This is a genomic window from Haliscomenobacter sp., from assembly GCF_965225875.1.
GTDB lineage: Bacteria > Bacteroidota > Bacteroidia > Chitinophagales > Saprospiraceae > Haliscomenobacter.
In genome coordinates, this window is record NZ_CBDDBS010000002.1 from 3,606,881 (window position 1) to 3,621,321 (window position 14,441).

General features: G+C 47.6%; 13 protein-coding genes. 10 read left to right on the plus strand and 3 right to left on the minus strand.

Annotation, left to right across the window (positions count from 1 at the left end; genetic code table 11):
* Positions 1–62: 62 nt before the first annotated feature.
* From ACO08K_RS16770 to ACO08K_RS16805, 8 genes are all read left to right on the plus strand, one after another.
* A complete protein-coding gene (locus ACO08K_RS16770; RefSeq protein ID WP_421797561.1) occupies positions 63–1,091 on the plus strand; it encodes a beta-ketoacyl-ACP synthase III in 1,029 nt (342 codons plus the stop codon).
* Positions 1,092–1,166: 75 nt separating this feature from the next.
* Complete coding sequence (gene efp, locus ACO08K_RS16775) at positions 1,167–1,733, plus strand: elongation factor P (protein WP_421797562.1); 567 nt, start codon at positions 1,167–1,169, stop codon at positions 1,731–1,733.
* Positions 1,734–1,739: 6 nt separating this feature from the next.
* On the plus strand, positions 1,740–2,270 hold the full coding sequence (gene accB / locus ACO08K_RS16780) for an acetyl-CoA carboxylase biotin carboxyl carrier protein (RefSeq protein WP_421797563.1): 531 nt from the start codon (positions 1,740–1,742) through the stop codon (positions 2,268–2,270).
* A 5-nt stretch (positions 2,271–2,275) separates the two neighbouring features.
* Complete coding sequence (accC, locus tag ACO08K_RS16785; RefSeq protein WP_421797564.1) at positions 2,276–3,616, plus strand: acetyl-CoA carboxylase biotin carboxylase subunit; 1,341 nt, start codon at positions 2,276–2,278, stop codon at positions 3,614–3,616.
* 97 nt (positions 3,617–3,713) lie between these two features.
* A complete protein-coding gene (locus ACO08K_RS16790) occupies positions 3,714–5,531 on the plus strand; it encodes an ABC transporter ATP-binding protein (RefSeq protein ID WP_421797565.1) in 1,818 nt (605 codons plus the stop codon).
* Positions 5,532–5,674: 143 nt separating this feature from the next.
* Positions 5,675–5,914 (plus strand): DUF4160 domain-containing protein, encoded by a 240-nt coding sequence (locus tag ACO08K_RS16795; protein ID WP_421797566.1) that lies wholly within the window; start codon positions 5,675–5,677, stop codon positions 5,912–5,914.
* Between the two features lie 10 nt (positions 5,915–5,924).
* The gene (locus ACO08K_RS16800) at positions 5,925–6,212 is read left to right on the plus strand and encodes a DUF2442 domain-containing protein (RefSeq protein ID WP_421797567.1); all 288 of its coding nucleotides are present in this window, start codon (positions 5,925–5,927) and stop codon (positions 6,210–6,212) included.
* Positions 6,213–6,228: 16 nt separating this feature from the next.
* A complete protein-coding gene (locus tag ACO08K_RS16805) occupies positions 6,229–7,092 on the plus strand; it encodes a restriction endonuclease (protein WP_421797568.1) in 864 nt (287 codons plus the stop codon).
* Between the two features lie 20 nt (positions 7,093–7,112).
* Here the strand turns inward: ACO08K_RS16805 and ACO08K_RS16810 are convergent, their stop codons facing one another.
* Both ACO08K_RS16810 and ACO08K_RS16815 read right to left on the minus strand, forming a co-directional pair.
* A complete protein-coding gene (locus tag ACO08K_RS16810; protein WP_421797569.1) occupies positions 7,113–8,618 on the minus strand; it encodes a DUF3500 domain-containing protein in 1,506 nt (501 codons plus the stop codon).
* A gap of 45 nt (positions 8,619–8,663) precedes the next feature.
* Complete coding sequence (locus ACO08K_RS16815) at positions 8,664–9,647, minus strand: DUF1028 domain-containing protein (RefSeq protein ID WP_421797570.1); 984 nt, start codon at positions 9,645–9,647, stop codon at positions 8,664–8,666.
* A gap of 218 nt (positions 9,648–9,865) precedes the next feature.
* On the opposite strand from ACO08K_RS16815, the gene ACO08K_RS16820 reads away from it, so the two are divergent.
* Complete coding sequence (locus tag ACO08K_RS16820; protein WP_421797571.1) at positions 9,866–12,292, plus strand: zinc-dependent metalloprotease; 2,427 nt, start codon at positions 9,866–9,868, stop codon at positions 12,290–12,292.
* Between the two features lie 94 nt (positions 12,293–12,386).
* On the plus strand, positions 12,387–13,268 hold the full coding sequence (locus tag ACO08K_RS16825) for a helix-turn-helix domain-containing protein (RefSeq protein WP_421797572.1): 882 nt from the start codon (positions 12,387–12,389) through the stop codon (positions 13,266–13,268).
* A 132-nt stretch (positions 13,269–13,400) separates the two neighbouring features.
* On the opposite strand, the gene ACO08K_RS16830 is transcribed toward ACO08K_RS16825, so the two are convergent.
* Positions 13,401–14,279 carry a hydroxypyruvate isomerase family protein gene (locus ACO08K_RS16830; RefSeq protein WP_421797573.1) on the minus strand — a complete coding sequence of 293 codons (879 nt, stop codon included), beginning with the start codon at positions 14,277–14,279 and terminating at the stop codon, positions 13,401–13,403.
* Between the last annotated feature and the right edge of the window lie 162 nt (positions 14,280–14,441).

A 14,441-nucleotide genomic window follows, 5' to 3' on the forward strand; every position in this document is an offset into this window, starting at 1 on the left:
AAGCAAAAGATTATTGATATTTTTGCGCTCGCAAATTGCCAACTGGATTCAAATCCAACGCTATGTCTAAAATTCGTGCTGCGATTACAGGCGTGCAGGGCTGGGTTCCTGAGTACGTACTGACCAATCAAGAGCTAGAGAATCTGGTGGATACCACCAGCGAGTGGATCACCTCCCGTACGGGAATCCACGAACGCCGCATCCTCAAAGGCGAGGGGCAGGGCACATCAATCATCGGCATCAACGCCGTTAAAGGGCTATTGGCCAAAACCAATACCCTCCCCGAAGAAATTGACCTCTTGATCTGTGCTACGGTAACCGCCGATATGCCATTTCCAGATACTGCCAATATCATTGCTGATGCAGTGGGCATCAAAAATGCTTTTTGCTACGACATCAATGCCGCCTGTTCAGGCTTTTTGTATGCGCTTACCACTGCTAGTAAGTTTGTGGAATCGGGTTCACACAAAAAAGTCATTGTGGTCGGTGCAGATAAAATGTCTTCTATCATCGACTATACAGATCGAACTACCTGTATCATCTTTGGAGATGGTGGAGGGGCCGTTTTGTTGGAACCTACTGAGGAAGAAGTTGGTGTAATGGATTCCTTACACCATAGCGACGGGATTGGTCAACACTACCTGTACCAAAAAGCAGGTGGTTCTCGCCATCCAGCTACCATTGATACGGTCGTTAATCGTGAACACTTCGTCTACCAAAACGGTAAACCAGTGTTCAAAGCAGCGGTTTCGGGAATGTCGGATGTGGTGCTGCGCATCATGGAACGCAACAAGCTTGTGGCTGATGATATTGCCTGGTTGGTACCCCATCAGGCCAATCGTAGAATCATTGAAACGGTATCCGACATGGCCAAGTTTCCGATGGAACGGGTCATGATCAACATCCAAAAATACGGCAACACCACGGCAGGAACCCTGCCTTTGTGTTTATGGGAATGGGAAAGTCAACTCAAAAAAGGCGACAACATCATCCTAACTGCCTTTGGTGGTGGCTTCACCTGGGGTGCCATCTACATCAAGTGGGCCTACGATACCCCTCCCACGGATTCATCCGTGGGAGGGAACATATGATCCAACCCACGAATTTATTCGTGGGAGCTTCGTGGGAGAAAAAATATAAAACGTTAACTTAAAAATAAAACTTTCATGGCTTCGACATCCGATATCCGCAACGGACTTTGTATAGATTGGGAAAAGGACACCTGGTCTGTCGTGGAGTTTCAGCACGTCAAACCAGCCCGCGGTGCAGCATTCGTGCGCACCAAGCTTAAAAGTATGACCAACGGAAAAGTAGTGGACAACACTTTTCCTGCTGGTGCTAAAATTGACGAAGTTAGAGTTGAACGTCGTAAATTTCAGTACCTTTATGAAGATGAGTCTGGGTTAAACTTCATGAACAATGAGGACTTTGATCAAATTGTTCTAAGTAAGAAGATGATTGACCGTCCTGACCTGATTAAGGAAGGAATGGAAGTGGACATTTTGTACCACGCTGCCAAAAACGAATTATTGACCATGGAACTGCCCCAAACGGTGATTATGCAGGTTACATACACCGAGCCAGGCTTGAAAGGGGATACCGCTACCAACGCATTTAAGCCTGCTACGGTAGAAACAGGGGCAGAAGTACGCGTACCTTTGTTCATTAACGAAGGTGACCTAATCAAGATCGACACCCAGACCGGGGCTTATATGGAACGTATTAAACAATAGCAACTCATGGATGCAAAGGAGATTCAAGAACTACTGAAGCTGGTCAGCCGGCTGGAGCTCTCCGAGTTCAAAATGAAAGACGGTGAGTTCGAACTGCAAATCCGCACCAAATACTTTGGCAAAGGCGGGCAGCAAATCCTGGTGCCTTCACTTCAAGCCACCTTGCCAACTGCTATTCCGGCTGCGTCTACGCCAGCCAGCGTGGAAACACCTACGCCAGTAGCTACTCCTACGCCACAAGCAGCAGCTGCCCCTGCGCCTAGCGCCGCACCAGCTGCCGGAGGAGATGAGAGCCGCTACAAAGCCATTAAATCGCCTATTGTTGGAACGTTCTACCGTTCAGCAGGTCCGGATAAGCCAGCTTTTGTCAAAGTTGGCGATAGCATCAGTGCAGGCTCCGTGGTTTGTATTGTAGAGGCAATGAAACTGTTCAACGAGATTGAGTCTGATCTGAGTGGTACCGTGGTTAAGGTGCTGGTAGATGATGCTCAACCCGTTGAGTACGATCAGGTTCTTTTCTTGGTAGATCCGAAATAAAAAGAATGTTCAACAAGATCCTCATAGCCAATCGCGGTGAAATTGCACTGCGTATCATCCGCACCTGCCGAGAAATGGGCATTAAAACGGTAGCAGTATACTCTACTGCCGACCGGGAAAGCCTGCACGTGCGGTTTGCCGATGAAGCGGTTTGTATTGGTCCGCCCCAATCATCGGAATCCTACTTGAGTATTCCTCGCATCATGGCTGCGGTAGAGATCACCAATGCAGATGCAGTCCATCCAGGTTACGGTTTTTTGGCTGAAAATGCCGATTTTGCTGAGGTCTGCCTGGAGTACGGCATCAAATTCATTGGCCCAACTCCCTCGCAGATCCGCAAAATGGGGGACAAGATTACCGCCAAAGAAACCATGATTGCAGCAGGTGTACCTGTAGTGCCAGGCTCCGGCGGTTTGTTGCAAGATGTTCCTGCAGGGAAAAAGCAAGCCAAAGAAGTGGGATACCCCGTTATCCTCAAAGCTACTGCCGGTGGTGGGGGTAAGGGTATGCGCATCGTTTGGAAAGAAGAAGACTTCGAATCCGCCTGGAATACCGCCCGTATGGAGGCCAAAGCGTCCTTCTCCAATGATGGCATTTACATGGAGAAATATGTGGAAGAGCCACGCCACATCGAATTTCAGATTGCTGGTGACCAATACGGCAAGGTCGTGCATCTTTCGGAACGCGATTGCTCCATCCAACGTCGGCACCAAAAATTGGTGGAAGAATGTCCTTCGCCTTTCATGACCGATGAACTGCGCGAAAAAATGGGCAATGCTGCCGTTAAAGCAGGTGAAGCCATCAATTACGAAGGGGTAGGTACCATTGAGTTTCTGGTGGACAAATACCGCAACTTCTACTTCATGGAGATGAACACCCGGATTCAGGTGGAACACCCCGTGACTGAAGAGGTGATCGATTTTGACTTGATCAAAGAACAAATCAAAATTGCAGCGGGTGAAAAAATTACCGGAGGCAACCGTTACCCACAGATGCACGCCATGGAGTGCCGCATCAACGCGGAAGATCCGAATTTTGATTTCCGGCCAAGTCCCGGCAAAATCACCTCTTTCCATAGCTCTAAAGGGCATGGGGTAAGGGTAGATACCCACGTTTATGCGGGTTATACCATTCCCCCCTACTACGATTCAATGATTGCCAAACTCATCTGCCGCGCCCGCACCCGCGAGGAGTGCATCCGCAAAATGGAGCGCGCCCTGGACGAGTTCATCATTGAAGGACCAAAGACGACAGTGCCCTTCCATCAGAAGTTGATGAAAGACGAAAACTTCCGCAAGGGCGATTTCAATACGAGCTTTTTGAATGATTTCAACTTTAAGGACTGATTTTTTATTTAATGATGAGTGATGAATGATGAGTGATGAATAGAGTGCCCTCTTAGCCTAATTCATCACTCATCACTCATCGTTTATCATTTATGAAATGAAGAGTTTCTGGCGTTTACTTTCCTTCCTGCACAAGTACCGCGCCAACGTTGCGCTGAGTGTTTTGAGCAATCTCCTGATGGCCGTGTTCAACGTAGCCAGCATTCCATTACTGATTCCACTACTCGACATTATTTTCCAAAAAAACGTCCAGACATTGCCTGAACCGGTCTGGAGTTGGACTGCCGATGGGCTAAAGGCGCAACTCAATTACCAGATCAGCCATTTGATTCAGACGCAGGGACAGGAAGCTGCCTTGATTCGGATTTGTGCAGTGATTCTATTGGTTTTTTTGGGTAAAAACCTGTTCAATTACCTCGCCATGTTTTTTATGGCCCCAGCGCGCAATGGCATTGTGCGGGACATCCGGGCACAGCTGTTCAGCAAAATTATGATCCTGCCCCTCGGCTACTTTTCGGAAGAGCGCAAGGGAGACCTTATGTCGCGCATCACCGCCGATGTACAGGAAATCGAATGGAGCATCCTCAATGCCCTGGAGTCCCTTTTTCGCGAGCCCATCATCATCATCCTGAGTTTGATTTTTATGCTTTACGTGAGCCCTACTTTGACGGGCTTTGTGTTTGTGCTCATGCTGTTTTCGGCAGTGATCATCGGGGGAATAGGGCGGACGCTGCGCAAAAGTTCTTCCAAGGTCCAGGAGCGTTTGGGTAGCATTGTGTCGATCGTAGAAGAAGCAATTTCCGGCCTGCGGATCATCAAGGGTTTTAATGCCGAAAAATACCAGGAAAACAAATTCAACCGCGAAAACAACGACTACCGCCGCATGCAGACCCGCATGTTGTGGCGGCGGGATTTGGCCTCACCTTTGTCCGAGTTTTTGGGTATTGCGGTAGTGTCGGTTTTGCTGTGGTTTGGGGCACGGATGGTTTTTAAAGGCAGCATCGAAGCCAGTACCTTTATCTCCTTTTTGTATGCCTTTTTTAGTGTGTTGAACCCAGCCAAAGCTTTTTCCCGTGGCTTGTACGACGTGCAAAGGGGCATCGCGGCCATGCAGAGGGTGGAACACATTCTCCACGCGCCCATTGTTGTTGAAGAAAAACCCGATGCTCAAGCTTTTACGCAATTTGAAAAATCCATCGAATACCGCAACGTTAGTTTCAACTACCGGGGTGACGAACCTGTGCTGAAAAACATCAACCTCAATATCCACAAAGGAAAACTCATTGCCCTGGTGGGTGCTTCAGGCGCAGGCAAATCCACCATGGCCGACTTGCTGCCCCGCTTTTACGACGTGAGCGAAGGCGGTATTTTTATCGATGGCATCAACATCAAAGACATCTCTTTGCGCGATTTGCGCCAGCAATTGGGCATCGTTTCCCAGGAGGCCATTCTGTTCAACGACACGATTTACAACAACATCGTGTTCGGCATGGAAAACATTAGCCCCGAAGATGTGGAACGCGCAGCCAAAATCGCCAACGCCCACAACTTCATCCTCGCCACCGAAAACGGCTACCAAACCAACATCGGCGACCGCGGCAGCAAACTCAGCGGTGGCCAACGCCAACGCCTGACCATCGCCCGGGCAGTACTCAAAAACCCGCCCATCCTCATCCTCGACGAGGCCACCTCTGCCCTCGACTCAGAATCGGAAAAACTGGTTCAGGAAGCCCTGTTGAATCTAATGAAAGACCGCACCAGTATGGTTATTGCCCACCGCTTGTCTACGGTACAGCATGCCGACGAAATCATCGTGATGCGTGCCGGCCAGATTGTGGAACGGGGGAGTCATGCGGAGTTATTGGAGAAAAATGGGGAGTACCGGAAATTGGTGGAATTGCAGGCGATGGCGTAGGGGCAGGTATTGCGCTTGCCCGACGCAGTGAGCGCACTAGTTTGTAATCCAGAATTTGGTGTTTAGCTTGCCTTGTGACTTGATTTGAGTTAAATTTGCATATTCAGGTTATTAATTTTATCTTGATCTAAACCTTCATAAAGATGCCAGTTATTGGGAAAATCAAAGGAATCATTCTAAGAATGTTCTTTGGGGATCACCCTCCACCACATTTTCATGCTAGTAATAACGAACGTGAAGGTTTATTTGACATAAATGACCTGGAAATGTTCAAGGGTGATCTTGGCTCAAAAGACCAAAAGGAAGTAAAAAAATGGGCAAAATCTCGCCAGTCCAAGTTAAAGGATATGTGGGATACCCAAGACATTCAAAACATCGATTAAAGCATCCGCCATGGAAAGTTATCCACGTATTAAATACCTCGAACCGCTTGCTAATTATCGCCTTTTTGTCATTTTCGACACAGGTGATATCAAAGTATACTCTCTCGCTGAACGCTTACAATCAGAGCCTTTCAAGGTATTGCAAGATGAACAACTGTTTAATAAAGCCCACATCGCTAATGGTGGGTATGGCGTAATTTGGAACGATGAAATTGATTTAAGTGAGTACGAACTTTGGATAAAGGGTGTGGAGGTATCTAAGGTGAGTGAACTAGTCGAAAAGGTGCCTGCTTTTTAAGGTCAAAAAAAATAAAATGGATTGGAAAGATTATGAAGATCAAGTTTTTGAAATATTAAGTACTCAACATAGGCATGATTATATAACTAAAAACTACAAGATAAAAGGGAGATACTCCAATAGATCAAGGCAAATAGATATTTTCATAAAGATTAATACTAAAGTAGGAGATTCCACTATAGTTGTAGACTGCAAACATTATAACAAAAAGATAAATATCAAGACTGTTGAATCATTTATCTCCATGATTGATGATATTGGTGCTGATTATGGGATCATAATTTCTGATCTTGGATATACAAAAAGTGCTATTCATAGAGCTTTTAATAACCCAAAAGGAGTAGAGTTAGATATTTTTAGTCTTAACGAATTATATGACTATATGCATGCAGAAAGCGCAATGCCTTATGCCGGGGATAACATGGCGCTAATTTTAGCTCCATTTGGTTGGATTGTAGATGGCAAAAAAAGGGACATACCTGCGGTGTGCCATCTTTACAAAAGAGGATTGACTTTTGAAGAAGCCTTAGCATCGGGGGAATTTGCCTACGTTAATTTTTGGAAGTCTGATGATCCTAATTTTTCAATTGAAGAGTTGAGCAGAATCCAAGAAAAAAACATATTAAATATTTACAATCAAAAGATTGACAAAGTTGAATTTTATGATGCAGAGTGCAAATTTGGTCAAGATGCAAAAATAAGAATTATCAAAACCGCAAACTATCCGTTCATTGAGATTACGGGTTTTATAAAATTTTCAGATTCGATATTTTTTTATGTGTGCAATTCATTACCATTGTATGAAAAAAGGAACCTTAGAAAGACGCATGTTTTTCTAAAAAATGCTTTACCCTTCAAGGTCAACATTAGTCATGGTTAATATGTGGTTTTAAATATTTCCTACTCCCTATGCTTCTCCTCCAAATGCTCCCGCAATAAATCCTTCCCATAATCATTCCCATTCGGCGTACGCACCACCGTATGAATATGTGTTTTAACCGGGCCGGGCCTAGGTTTGGAACGGTCCCAGATGGCCACCGGAGTTTGGTGGTCAAATTCAATCAGGATAACCGGACTGTGGATGCGGTAATAAAACGGGTCCTCCATTTTTTCGCCTTGCACCCAGGTGAAATAAGTCTCCTTTAGATGCAAGCGCACTTCCGCCATCTTGATTTTAGCATGTTCATCCCTCATGTCACCGACGTACTCGGCGATCAAATCGAGCAAGTCCTCCTGTTGAGAAGCCGTTAGTTCTTGCGCAGAGATGCCTGTAAAGGGAATGATTTCATTGTCTCGAAAGGCTTCGGTCCGGTTGAAATCCATCTCTTTTTTGTCCCAGAGTCGGGCTTTGGCTTTTTGTTCCGCATTGAGCGACTGATAAAAATTCAAACCCTTGCGCTCTTCAGTCTCATACGTCCGCAGCCCTTTGTTGGGTTCTGATAAAGCGTAAGTGGGTTCTGAACCCATAAACGTAGGCGTCATCACGATCTGGCTTCCCAATACAAAATAATTGATGACCAAATGATGCCCGTCAATTTGCCAACCCCAGGGCCCCTTCGCGGAGGGGGTACCCATAAACGTGAACCAGTACTTTTCGCCACCCAATAGTTTGTTGTCGGGCCGTAAAGTGGCCAAATGGGCCTCCATTTTCATGATAGACCTCGACTTTTCCAGCCCTTTGGTGCTGAGGCTTTCTTTCAAAATACCAAAGGCCAGTTCTTTCTGCTGGGCATTCAGTTCTTCCAAGCCAATACCCGTTCTTTGGTAAAATTCGATGTTGTGCCAGCGTCGCCATTCATTTGATTCGATGGGGAAGGTACATTTTGACCTTTGCGTAGGACTGAGGGCGTCGAGAAATGCAGTTACTGCTTTTTTAATGGGCTTCGTACTTGCCCCGCTTCTCTTGATGGGAAACAAATGCTCAATTGGTTTTCCAGTATTGGTAATGCCTACAAACGGCTTGGCCAGTTCTGCCGTCTCTGGTGCGGTGTTGGCTTGGAACACTACAATGGGTTGAGCTGGTTTGACCTTACCCGCCAGGCCATCCAGATAACCCCAGCGGTCCATCAAAATTTGAGGCCCATTTTTATCAAATTTGAAGTTGCGGCGAATATCGAATTGACTACCCGATCGATACCGATACAACAAAGTTTTGCCCCTGGCCGAATCGGGAAAGGAGACCTCTACGTTGTAGTAACCATCGGAGTTGGGGCCATTCATTTTGATTGGCCTGGTTTCTGGCGAGGGAAACAGCAAACAAGCAACGGCAACAGAATCGGGGCTAGGTACTTCTGAAAGGTGAAGCCTAAAAGAAAGGGTATATCCTCCTTTATCTGGATTTGATTGTGCATAAACGGCAACAAGCGGCCAAGAGAGGAACAAGAGCAGGTAAATCGCTTTTTTCATGGAGGTCAATTTTTGTGAAAATAAGCAAAAAACCAGAAACCTCCTTTATTTCACCAATACCCCCATCTCCTCCGCCTTCACCGTCAACACCCCCGCCTTCGGCAATCGTTTCGTCAATTCTCGCCACAGGGGATCTTTAGCATAAACTCCTTTGAGCATTTTAGCCGCTTTGGCCACATTCCCATTGTTCGCCAGCGTAATCGCCGTCCAGTATTGCATCTCCAGGTTATTAGGGAACATCTTCATGGCCGCTTCGTATTCTTTCATCGCCAGGGGCATGTCGTTCTTTTCTGTAGCCAAGTCGCCGTTGTTCATGTGTTCGTAGGCGCGGTGCAGGGTCAGGAGGCGCTCCAACTCGACCAAGGGAGCAGTATGATCATCTACCCGCAGATCCACCAGGTGGTTGTCATCCCAAGGTTTGCCCGTCGCTTCTCCCTTGACCACCAAAATGACCGCCGATTGTTTGCCCCGGATATCTCCGCCTACTTTTTGCGCGGCTTTGAGGGTCGCCAAAACCCGTTCGGCCAAGGGCAGATTCATATTGGCTTCATACGCTTTGGCCATGGCGGCGGGAACTTCGTTGTTCAGCATCATATTGGCCTGGACGGCGTAGCCCTTTCCTTTCAAATCCCCGGCAAAATCTATACAATTTTTGCCAGTGAAATTGGCCGCATTGCCTTTGCTGTCCACGATGGCCACCTGACGGACTTCTCTGCCGGGGTCGTCAGACAACAAAATATCAAGTGCTTCCTGAGCAGTCTTTCCCGCCTTGAGCAATGCCAAACCCCGAATGCCGAAAGACTTATTGGTAAAAGATTGCGTAGCAACAGCACCTACGCCCGCTTCAGCCCAGGAAACGGAGGTACCCACGCTGAACCAATGGCTTTGCACCCCAACAGCCATTTCCCCCGTTTTTTCATCGCGGGCTACGATGGAGAAGGTATGTGCCAGGCCATTGTCTTGTTTGAAAAATTGGGCATGCACAAGGCTACTGGTGAATAGGAATAAAAAAAATAGTAGGTTTCTCATGGTGTATGGATTTAGGGTGAAATGTAGCAAAAGCAGAAGAACAACAAGGATCAAAATAAGTTTGCGCCAAAACCGCGTCATTTCACTTACCAAAATCGTTTGAATTGGGCGACTAAAACCAATTAGGTATAAAAATCTGCGGATCGGCATTTGGCAGTTTTTCAAGGTGCATTTATTTCCTATTTTTACCCATCACTCACCAAACCAAGCGACGAAACATGCAACGATACGCCCTACTACTCCTGTTGGCGTTGGCCTCCATCACCACCTGGGGCCAGGACAAAACGCCCACGATCACCGACAAAACCAAAAATAGCAAAGCCTATACCGGCTATTTCAATTTTTATTGGGATGAAAAAGACGGCAAAATCTGGCTTGAAATCGACAAGTGGGACCAGGAAATCCTCTACGTCAATGGCCTTTCCGCCGGGGTGGGCTCCAATGACATCGGCCTGGACCGCAACCAACTGGGCAGCGATCGCATCGTGCGCTTTACACGCATTGGCCCCAAAGTGCTGATGATACAGCCCAATTACGACTATCGCGCCATCAGCAACAACCCTGACGAAGCCCGCTCAGTGGCCGAGGCTTTTGCCAGTTCCACCCTCTGGGGCTTCAAAGTGGAAGCTGAAGAAAACGGCAAAGTGCTGGTGGACTTCACTCCTTTCCTCCTGCGCGACGCCCACGGCGTAGCCAACCGCCTGCGTACGGCTCGCCAGGGCAGCTACAATGTGGACGCTACCCGTTCCGCTATTTTCCTGGAACGCACCAAAAACTTTCCCAAAAACAGCGAGTTTGAAGCCATCATCACCTTCTCGGGCGACCCACAAGGAGAGTGGATTCGTTCCGTAACCCCTAGCCCGGACGCAGTTACTGTGCGTATGCACCACAGCTTGATCGAACTCCCCGATGCCAACTACAAGCCCCGTATCTACGACCCACGTGCGGGCTACTTTATGACGGGTTACCGCGATTACGCTACGCCGATCGAGCAACCTGTGTTTAAACGTTTCATTACCCGCCACCGCCTGGAGAAAAAAGATCCCAAGGCTGCAATCAGCGATCCCGTCGAACCCATCATCTATTACCTGGATCGTGGTGCACCGGAACCCATCAAATCGGCCCTGCTCGAAGGCGCCCGCTGGTGGAACCAAGCATATGAAGCTGCGGGCTACCGCAATGCCTTTCGGGTGGAAGTACTCCCCGAAGGCGCCGATCCCATGGACGTGCGTTACAACCTCATCAACTGGGTACATCGCTCTACCCGGGGCTGGAGCTACGGCAGTTCGGTGACTGACCCACGTACGGGTGAGATCATCAAAGGACATGTGTTGCTGGGCTCACTGCGGGTGCGGCAGGATTTCCTGATTGCGCAAGGTATGATCGAAGCGTATGAAAATGGTACGAACCCAGATCCACGTCTGAAAGAAATGGCCCTGGCGCGTTTGCGGCAATTGTCAGCTCATGAAGTAGGGCATACCCTGGGGTTGGCGCACAACTTTGCAGCCAGCGTAAAAGACCGCTCCTCAGTGATGGATTATCCGCATCCGCTGATTACCCTGGACAATCAAGGCAAAGTTGACTTCTCCAAAGCTTACGCCGTAGGAATTGGTGACTGGGACAAACGCAGCATCACCTATGGCTATCAGGACTTTCCCGATGGTGTGGACGAAGCAGCCGGGCTGAAAAAAATCCTGGAAGACAACATCAAAATGGGCTTCCAGTACATCACCGACGAAGATTCGCGCGCACCCGGTGGTGCTCATCCAGCTTCCCACCTTTGGGATGAAGGCAAATCTGCACCTGAAGAATTGCGCCGCATCATGCAGCTCCGCCAAAAAGCCTTGAGTGGTTTTTCGGAAAAAAATATTCCCGTAGGGGCACCGATGGGTACTTTGGAAAGTGTCCTCGTTCCCGTTTACCTCGCTCACCGCTATCAGGTGGAAGCAACGGCCAAGCTGGTGGCTGGAGTGAACTATACTTATGCCGTACGTGGCGACGGGCAGGCAACCAATCAAATGATCGACGATGCCGCGCAGCGTGATGCCCTCAATGCCTTGATTGCTACCCTCGATCCGCAGTTTTTGGCAATTCCGGAGAGAGTGATTGCCCTGATTCCACCTCAGCCAAGTGGGTACCGCCGCGATCGCGAGTTGTTCAAAGTAAACACGGGCTTGACTTTTGACCCCCTTGCTGCTGCCGAAAGTTCGGTGGAACATACCCTGGATTTGTTGTTGCATCCTCAAAGGTTGGCCCGCTTGATTGAGCACAGTGCCCGCGACAACAAGCGGATGAACCTGGCTGATTTGTTTGATGCTCTGTTTTCAGCAACCCAGAAGGACCGTAGTCCGAATACTTACCTGCAAGAGCTGAACCGTGTGGTGGAAAAGTCACTGTTGCATCACCTCCTCAACCTGGCTGGCGATAAGGAGATCAACCAACAAGTGGCGGCCCATGCTTTGCTGCGCATCCGCAAGTTGGAGGAAGATTTGAACACCCGCGCCTTGGGCGACGTCAACCAGCGGGCACACAATGAGTACCTTCGGGAGCAATTGCGCACCTTCCGTGCTGATCCGGCTACTTTTAAAGTGCCTGCTGGCCCGGCGATGCCGGATGGAGCACCGATTGGTTGTGACTGGGAATAAAATGAGATAAGGCGCTTATTGGACATTTTAATTTGCTCCAATAAGCGCCCCAAAGCACCAAAACGCTTAACTTAGCATCCTTGATCGCAAGGAAATGCTGATACAGTACAAAAAACCTTCCCATTCCCTTTCAAATTTCGTGGCACATTTTTGGGAAAAATATAGCCCTCCCAACCAAACCATTGCCTACGATACAGAATGTGTTTTGCCTGAAAATTACCTCAATCTCACTTTTTCTCTCGGCTCACCTTATTTCCGATCTTTGGAGGAAAATGGAACTTTTACTGCCCTGAATACACCCCAATTGGAAACCTTACATACGGGGCATAATTTTTACAAACACCAATCAGACAACCATATTTTCGGCATCAAATTTTTGCCCGGAGGGCTTTATCCCTTTGTCAATTTTGATTTTGCCACTTTGGCCAATGTCAGTTTAGACATGGCGCTTGTTTTTGGCTCCGACATTCAATTCCTGGCGGAGGAGCTCTATCATTTGCCCGACTTTGAAACACGGGTGGAACGAGTGGAGCGTTTTTTGCAAAAAAAACTCATTGCCTCTCGCCTGCAAAAGTTCCATTTTATTCAGGCGGGCACCCGATTGTTGGCTACTCAACATGTGGATGCAGACATTGCCGATGTGGCTGAACAATTGAACAGCAATTACAAAGCCCTATCCCGGGGCTTTAATGAAGTGATTGGTATACCGCCTAAACACTTTGCCCAAATCCAGCGTTTTGAACGGGCTCTTGAGTTGCTCATTGCCAAGCCAGAATGGACTTGTACCGAAATAGGGTATCATTTGGGGTATTACGATCAGGCGCATTTTATCCGGGAGTTCAAACGATTTGCCCTAAAAACCCCGATGGCTTACCGGGAAAGTATTCGGCCAGTTGAAAAAGAAGCGCAGCATCGCGATTTTCAGCATTTTTTATCGCTTGAGCACTTGCTCCATTATGAGGTCAAAATTTATTAAGCTGATTCTTATTTGTCCAAAATATACAATCCTGTAGGGCGAATATTCGCCAATTTTGCACCTAATAATGTATGAAACAGAATTTACAGTAATGGTTTTGTAAAGGGGAGCGCCGATGCTCCCCTTTTATTTTTAAGCAACATCACAAAGCGCCACCGCTTTGCGCAAACTGTCTAATTTATCTTGAGCAACCGGAATAAATTCCTGCGCCACAAAACCTTTAAAACCCGTTGCCGCAATCGCTTTCATGATTGCAGGGTAATTCAACTCCTGGCTATCGTCGATTTCGTGTCTTCCAGGTACTCCCGCAGTATGGTAATGGCCAAAGTACTTGTTGTATTTTTTGATAGTGGCAATAACGTCACCCTCCATGATTTGCATGTGGTAGATGTCGTAAAGCAACTTCATGTTGGGGTTCCCCATTTTCTCAAGCAATGCTACCCCCCATTCCGTTTTGTCGCATTGGTAATCCTTGTGGTTCACCTTGCTGTTGAGTAGTTCCATCACGATGTTTACGCCCAGTTTCTCCGCTTGTTTAACGATGGGATCCAACCCCTTCGCACAGTTTTCCAGCCCCTCAGCGTCACTTTTTCCACGGCGATTGCCCGAAAAAACAATGATGTTGGGGATGCCTGCGTCCGCCGCTTTTTGCAGCAGTTCGGGGAACATGCTCTGGTACTTGGCGTGGTTGTTGATGTCGTTGAAGCCATCCGTAAGACTGATGAAAGGGGCGTTGCCTATGGCGCAGGTCATGCCGTGCTTTTTCAGAATGGGCCAATCATTTACGCCAACCAATTCAATGGAAGTAATGCCCATGTCTTTGACCTTTTCGGCCATGGCATCTAGTGAAAGGTCATTGAAACACCACTTGCATACGGAGTGCTGGAAAGGTGCTTTAGTATCCATGTTGTTTTCATTTTGTTGATTGCTCCCCAACATGGCACCCATAGCCGGGGCTTGTAAGGCTGCCAAACTCAGCAAACCCGTGTTGATGGCTTCTCGTCGATTCATGCTTTTTGATTTATAGTTTGGAACAAAGTTGAAATAAAATGGGGCTAACCCAATGTTTGGGCAAATTAAGCAAATGAAAGGTCAAAAGAATGTTTAAAGGGCAACAAAAAAATAATTTGAAATTTCATGGACATTGGTTAAATTAGCAGAGTACTTAAAGCC

Excerpts from the sequence above, each read along its gene's own strand:
- ACO08K_RS16825 (WP_421797572.1), top strand. The coding sequence starts at position 12,387 with ATGCTGATACAGTACAAAAAACCTTCCCATTCCCTTTCAAATTTCGTG.
- ACO08K_RS16815 (WP_421797570.1), bottom strand. The coding sequence starts at position 9,647 with ATGAGAAACCTACTATTTTTTTTATTCCTATTCACCAGTAGCCTTGTG.
- ACO08K_RS16830 (WP_421797573.1), bottom strand. The coding sequence starts at position 14,279 with ATGAATCGACGAGAAGCCATCAACACGGGTTTGCTGAGTTTGGCAGCC.
- ACO08K_RS16770 (WP_421797561.1), top strand. The coding sequence starts at position 63 with ATGTCTAAAATTCGTGCTGCGATTACAGGCGTGCAGGGCTGGGTTCCT.
- accC (WP_421797564.1), top strand. The coding sequence starts at position 2,276 with ATGTTCAACAAGATCCTCATAGCCAATCGCGGTGAAATTGCACTGCGT.
- ACO08K_RS16800 (WP_421797567.1), top strand. The coding sequence starts at position 5,925 with ATGGAAAGTTATCCACGTATTAAATACCTCGAACCGCTTGCTAATTAT.
- ACO08K_RS16805 (WP_421797568.1), top strand. The coding sequence starts at position 6,229 with ATGGATTGGAAAGATTATGAAGATCAAGTTTTTGAAATATTAAGTACT.
- ACO08K_RS16810 (WP_421797569.1), bottom strand. The coding sequence starts at position 8,618 with ATGAAAAAAGCGATTTACCTGCTCTTGTTCCTCTCTTGGCCGCTTGTT.
- efp (WP_421797562.1), top strand. The coding sequence starts at position 1,167 with ATGGCTTCGACATCCGATATCCGCAACGGACTTTGTATAGATTGGGAA.
- ACO08K_RS16820 (WP_421797571.1), top strand. The coding sequence starts at position 9,866 with ATGCAACGATACGCCCTACTACTCCTGTTGGCGTTGGCCTCCATCACC.
- accB (WP_421797563.1), top strand. The coding sequence starts at position 1,740 with ATGGATGCAAAGGAGATTCAAGAACTACTGAAGCTGGTCAGCCGGCTG.
- ACO08K_RS16790 (WP_421797565.1), top strand. The coding sequence starts at position 3,714 with ATGAAGAGTTTCTGGCGTTTACTTTCCTTCCTGCACAAGTACCGCGCC.
- ACO08K_RS16795 (WP_421797566.1), top strand. The coding sequence starts at position 5,675 with ATGCCAGTTATTGGGAAAATCAAAGGAATCATTCTAAGAATGTTCTTT.